This window comes from Kitasatospora putterlickiae (assembly GCF_039527695.1).
GTDB lineage: Bacteria > Actinomycetota > Actinomycetes > Streptomycetales > Streptomycetaceae > Kitasatospora > Kitasatospora putterlickiae.
In genome coordinates this window covers 1-6,229 of record NZ_BAAAKJ010000316.1, presented here as the reverse complement: position 1 = coordinate 6,229, position 6,229 = coordinate 1, and the positions used below count along the sequence as shown (strand labels likewise).

Below are 6,229 nucleotides of genomic sequence, written 5' to 3'. Positions count from 1 at the left end.
CCGGGCGGCACCAGACCGAGGCGCTCGTCGAGGACGTACACCTGCTTGTCGGTGATCGGCCGGCCGATCGGCACCGGACGCAGCGGGTCGCCGTCCGGGCGGCAGGTCCAGTGGGTGACGTCGACGGCCGCCTCGGTGGGGCCGTACAGGTTGTACAGCCGGGCCCCGGAGCGGGCCAGGAAGCGGTCCTGGAGGTCGCGCGGCAGCGCCTCGCCGCTGCACACCACCCGGCGCAGGCTGGTGCACTCCTCCACCTCCTCCTGGAGGAAGAGCTGGAGCACGGACGGCACGAAGTGCACCGTGGTCACCCGCTCGGCGCGGATCGTGCGGGCCAGGTAGCCGGGGTCCCGGTGGCCGCCGGGACGGGCCAGCACCAGGGTCGCGCCGGCGGCCAGCGGCCAGAAGAACTCCCACACCGACACGTCGAAGGAGAACGGCGTCTTCTGCAGCACCCGGTCCCCGGCGTCCAGCCGGTAGGCGTCCTGCATCCACAGCAGCCGGTTGCGGATCGCGGCGTGCACGTTCAGCACGCCCTTGGGCGTACCGGTGGAGCCGGAGGTGTAGATGACGTAGGCGAGGTCCTCGCCACCGACCCCGACCTCCGGGGCGGTGTCGGGCTCCCCGCCCGGCGCCGCCTCGAACTCCTCCACGCACAGCACCTCGGCCCCGGTCGCCGGCAGCGCCGCCAGCACCCGGCGCTGGGTCAGCAGCACCGGCACCCGGGCGTCGCGCACCATGTGCTCCAGCCGGGCGGCCGGCAGCTCCGGGTCCAGCGGCAGGTAGGCGCCGCCCGCCTTGAGCACCGCCAGCAGCGCCACCACCAGCTCGGGCGCGCGCTCCATGCCGACGCCCACCACGACGTCCCGGCCCACCCCGAGCGCGCGCAGCCGGTGCGCCAGCCGGTTGGCCCGCCGGTCCAGTTCCCGGTAGCCGACGGAGCGCCCCTCGAAGCGCAGCGCCTCCGCCTCCGGGTGCTCCCGCGCCCGCTCCTCGAAGGCCTGGTGGATCCAGCCCGCCCCGGCCGGCCACCGCCGCGCGGTGGCGTTGAACTCCTCGACCACCCGGCGGCGTTCGCCTTCCGTCAGCAGGTCGAGGTCGTCGACCGGACGGTCCGGACCGGCCACCGCCTGCTCGGCCAGCCGGCGGAAGTGCCCGGCCAGCCGGGCGACGGTGGACTCGTCGAACAGGTCGCGGTCGTACTCGAACCAGCCGCTCAGCCCGCCGTCCCGGTCGAAGGCCTGCAACTCCAGGTCGAAGCGCGCGCCCCCGCTGCGCACCAGCACCTGCTCCAGCCGCGCGCCGCCCAACGTGAGGTCCGGCACCGCCTCCCGGCCGTAGGCGAAGCTCACCTGGTACACCGGCGGCCGGCTGAGGTCGCGGGCCGTGTTCAGCTCCCCGACCACCAGCTCGAACGGCACCTCCTGGTGCTCGTACGCGCCCAGGCAGGCGGCGCGCACCCGCTCCAGCACCTCGGTGAACGACGGACCGCCGTGCAGCGTGGTGCGGATCGGCAGGGTGTTGACGAAGTAACCGATCAGCGGCTCCAGTTCGGGCCGGTCGCGGACGGCCGTCGGCACCCCCACCACGACGTCCCGCTGCCGGCTGTACCGGGCGAGCAGCACGGTGAAGACGGCCAGCAGCGCCATGTAGGTGGTCGCGCCGCGCCGGTGCGCCAGCGCCGCCAGCTCCCGCATCAGCGGTTCCGGCAGCTCGAAGGGCAGCGCGCCGCCGCGGAAGCCCTGCACGGCCGGTCGCGGCCGGTCCGTCGGCAGCACCAGCGCCGCCGGCGCCCCGGCCAGCCGCTCCCGCCAGTACGCCAACCGCCCGTCCCAGCGGCCCTGTTCCAGCTGCTCGCGCTGCCAGAGCGAGAAGTCGGCGTACTGCACCGGCGGCTCCGGCAGCGGCGAGGGCCGGCCCTCGGCGAACGCCGCGTACAGGGCGGCGAGTTCGGACAGCAGCACCCAGAACGACCAGCGGTCCGAGACCAGGTGGTGCAGCACCAGGACCAGCACCGACTCGTCCTCGGCGGTGCGCAGCAGGGTCAGCCGGACCGGTGTCCCGGCCTCCAGGTCGAACGGCTCGCCGATCGCCGCCGCGCCGATCCACTCGTCCAGTTCGGCCGCCGTCAGCCCGGCCCGCCGCAGGTCCACCTCGGGCAGCTCCGGCGCCGGCAGCGGGCGCACCACCTGGACCGGGCGGCCCTCGCGCAGCGTGAAGGCGGTCCGCAGCGCCTCGTGCCGGCGGACCACCTCGGCGAACGCGGCGCGCAGCACCCCGGCGTCCACCGGGCCGCGCACCCGCACCGCGCCCGGCACCACGTACGCCGGGTTGTCGGGGCGGACCTGCTCCAGGAACCACATGCCCTGCTGGAAGACCGAGAGCGGGAAGACGTCCTCGGCGGGGGCCGTGGTCCGCTTCTCGGCGAGCAGGTGCTCCAGGCGGGCCCGCTGCTCGGGGGTCAGGGCGGCGAGGCGCTGTTCGAGCTCAGTCATCGGAGGGCTCCGTCTCCCCGGTCACCTGGTCGAGCAGGGCGAGCAGTCCGGCGTCGTGGTCCGCCGCGCGGGCGGCCCGGCGGATCGGCGCGGTGTCCTCGCCGCGCTCCGGCCGCGGGGCGGCGGCCACCTCGCCGACCACCTGTTCGGCCAGGCCGCGCACGGTCGCGCCCTTGAGGAAGTCGGCCACCGTGACCTTGACGCCGAGCCGGCCCTGGATCTCGTTGCGCAGTTCGACGGCCATCAGCGAGTCCAGCCCGAGGCCGGACAGCGGCGCGTCGGCGTCCACGGTCGCCGCGCGCGAGCCCAGGGCGGTGCGCACCCCGGCCGTGAGGNNNCACCAGGGCGGCGACGCGCTGCTCGGCGGGGGCGCGCAGCAGGTCCTCGGCGGTGGGCAGCGTGCTCGCGGCGGCGCGGCCGGGCGCGCCGGGCGGCCGCTGTCGCCGCTCGGGCCGTTCAGCACGTTCGGGCTGTTCGGCACGTTCGGGCCGCTCGGCACGTTCGGACCGTTCGGGTCGCTCGGCCCGTTCGCTCCGGGCCGGGGAGCGCCGGGCGGGCCGGACGGCGGCGCCGTCGCCGCTCGGCTCGTGCCAGCAGCGGGTGGCGGCGAACGGGTAGTGCGGCAGCGGCGTACGGGCCCGCGCGTAGTCGCGGTCGAACCCGGCCCAGTCGACCTCGGCCCCCTCGACGTACAGCCGGCCGAGGCTGCCCAGCAGGACCTCCCAGTCGTCGTAGGTGGGCCGCAGACTGGGCAGCGTCAGGACGTCGTCGCCGGTCAGCACCTCGCGGACCAGGCCCAGCAGGGTCGGCGCCGGGCCGATCTCCAGGAAGGTGCGGTACCCCAGCTCGTACAGCGAGCGCACCCCGTCGGCGAAGAGCACCGGCCGCCGGGCGTGGCCCAGCCAGTACCCGGTGTCCAGCGGCTGGTCCCACGGCCAGGGCCGGCCGGTCAGGTTGGACACCAGCGGCAGCCCCGGCGCGCCGAAGGAGACCTTCTCCAGGGCCGCCCGCAGCGGCTCCAGCACCGGTTCCACCAGCGGCGAGTGCGAGGACGTGGAGATCCGCAGCCGGCGCACCTCGGCGCCGCGGTCGGTGAACGCCGCGCAGACCGCGTCGACGACCTCCCGCACCCCGGAGACGGTGGTGTTCGCCGGGCCGTTCACGGCGGCCACCGACACCAGGGCGGCGTCGTGGCGGGCGAGTTCGGCGGAGACCTCCTCCGCCGGGGCGGAGATCGCGGCCATCGCCCCGGACTCGGCGAGCCGCTGGAGCAGCCGCCCGCGCTCGGCGACCAGGCGCAGGCCGTCCTCCAGCGGCATCGCGCCCGCGAAGCAGGCGGCGGTGTACTCGCCCAGGCTGTGCCCGATCACGGCGGCCGGCTCCACGCCCCACGAGCGCCACAGCTCGGCCAGCGCGTACTCCACCGCGAACAGGCCGGGCTGCGCGAACTCCATGGTGTTGATCAGCTCGCCGTCCGCCGCCGAGGCCGGGTGGACGGCGGAGAGCAGCGGCGCGGGCAGGACGTCGCGCAGGATCTCGTCACAGCGTTCGAGGGTGCGCCGGAAGGACGGCTGGGTCTCGAACAGCCGCCGGGCCATGCCCGCGCGCTGCGGGCCCTGGCCGGTGAACAGGAAGACCGGCTCGGCGGCCGTGCCCCCGGCCGTGCCCAGCAGCAGCCCCTCGCCGGGGTCGTCCCGCACGAAGTCCGCCAGCCGGTCGGCGATCTCCCCGGCGGAGGCGCCCACCGCGGCGAGCCGGTGCGGGAAGTGCGAGCGGCCGGTGTTGGCGGAGAAGCACAGGTCGGGCGCGGCCCGCGGACCGGCCGCCGCCAGCCGGTCCTGGTAGCGGCGGGCCAGCTTGAGCAGCGCGCCGCCGCTCTTCGCCGACAGGGCCAGCACGGACAGCGGGCGCGCGCCGTCCGGCTCCGCCGCCGGGCGCTCCGGCGCCTGCTCCACGATCAGGTGCGCGTTGGTGCCGCTGAAACCGAAGCTGCTCACGCCCGCCAGCCGCGGCCCCTCCTCCACCGGCCACGGGGTGAGCCCGGTCGGCACGGCGAAGGTGGTGCCGTCGAAGGAGATGTGCGGATTGAGCTCCCCGAAGTGCAGGTTCGGCGGGATCAGCCCGCGCTCCACGCAGAGCACGGCCTTGATCAGCCCGGCGATCCCGGCCGCCGCCTCCAGATGGCCGAGGTTGGTCTTCACCGCGCCCAGGTAGAGCGGCGCGCCCTCCTCGCGGCCGTACACCTCGGCCAGCGCCGCCACCTCGATCGGGTCGCCCAGTTTGGTGCCGGCGCCGTGCGTCTCGATGTAGCCGACCCGCTCCGGGCCGACCCCGGCGGCGGCCAGGGCGCCGTGGAACACCTCGCGCTGCGCGGCCCCGTTCGGCGCGGTCAGGCCGGAGCTGCGCCCGTCCTGGTTGACGGCCGAGCCGCGGATCACCGCGAGCACCCGGTCACCGTCGCGCTTCGCGTCGGAGAGCCGCTTGAGCACCACCACGCCGCAGCCCTCGCTGCGGACGAAGCCGTTGGCCGCCGCGTCGAAGGTCTTGCAGCGGCCGTCGTCGGCGAGCATCTCCGGGAACTGCGAGAAGGAGATCGCCGCGTCCGGGGCGACCACCGCGTTGACGCCGCCGGCGAGCGCCAGGTCGCACTCGCCCAGGCGCAGGTTCTGGCACGCCTGGTGCACGGCCACCAGCGAGGAGGAGCACGCGGTGTCCACCGAGACGCTCGGCCCGCGCAGGTCCAGCAGGTAGGAGAGCCGGCCGCTGGCGATGCTGTGGGCGACGCCGGTGCTGGCATGGGCGGTGATGTCGGCGGGCTCGCGGAACAGCAGCCCGGCGTAGTCGTTGCTGCAGATGCCGAGGAACACCCCGGTGCGGCTGCCGGCCAGCGCGTGCGGGGCCTGCCCGGCGTCCTCCAGGGCCTCCCAGGCGACTTCGAGCACCAGGCGCTGCTGCGGGTCCATCGAAACGGCCTCGCGCCGGGAGATGCCGAAGAACTCGTGGTCGAAGCGGTCGATCCGGTCCAGGAAGCCGCCCCAGCGGGTGCTGTGCCGGCCGGGGGTGCGCGGGCGCTCGTCGTAGAACGCCTCGACGTCCCAGCGGTCGGCCGGGATCTCGCCGATCGCGTCGGTGCCGGCGGTGAGCAGCTCCCAGTACGCGTCCGGGTCGCCCACCCCGCCGGGGAGGCGGCAGCCGACGCCGACGACGGCGATCGGCTCGGTCCGCGCCCGCTCGTAGGCGTCGATCCGGTCCCGCATCCGCTCCATCGTCAGATAGGCGCGCTTCATCGCGGTCATGGACGCGGACCGGTCGTCGGGCGTGGTGGTGCCGGTGGTCCCGGTGGAGTTCTCGCGTGTGGTCATCGTCCCTGTCCCCGGTCGGTCGGATCGGCGTCGGCGTCGAACTGCTCGGTCTTGGCGAGGAGGAGGGCTTCGAGTTCGCTCTCCGAGAGCCCGTCGAGGTCGACGGGGGCGGTTCCGGCGGCCGGGGTGGCCGCCGTGGCGGGTGCGGTGGACGCGGCGGGTACGGCCGGGCCGGGCTCCAGCACGATGCCCATCCGCTCGGCGAGGAACGGCACCAGCGCGTCCAGCGTCGGGTACTGCCATCCGAGGGTGGCCGGCAGCGGCACCCCGAGCGACAGCTCCAGGCGCGAGCGCAGCTCCAGCGTCCGCAGGGAGTCGAAGCCGAGGCCGACCAGCGGCGCCTGACCGTCGATCGCGGCGGCGTCCGCCGCGGCG

Annotated in this window: 3 protein-coding genes and 1 pseudogene; all 4 read right to left on the bottom strand. The window is 75.6% G+C overall.

Going from position 1 to position 6,229, the window contains the following annotated elements:
* Positions 1-2,492 (bottom strand): non-ribosomal peptide synthetase (locus ABD308_RS30055; protein WP_344341799.1); only part of this gene is annotated, 2,492 nt, incomplete at its 3' end.
* Complete coding sequence (locus tag ABD308_RS30050) at positions 2,485-2,781, bottom strand: acyl carrier protein (protein WP_344341796.1); 297 nt, start codon at positions 2,779-2,781, stop codon at positions 2,485-2,487. The genes ABD308_RS30055 and ABD308_RS30050, both read right to left, overlap by 8 nt.
* 445 nt (positions 2,782-3,226) lie before the next feature.
* Positions 3,227-5,749 (bottom strand): annotated as a pseudogene (locus ABD308_RS30045) (type I polyketide synthase); the annotation flags it as partial.
* Positions 5,750-5,850: 101 nt separating this feature from the next.
* A partial coding sequence (locus ABD308_RS30040) for an acyl carrier protein (protein ID WP_344341793.1) occupies positions 5,851-6,229 on the bottom strand: 379 nt, incomplete at its 5' end.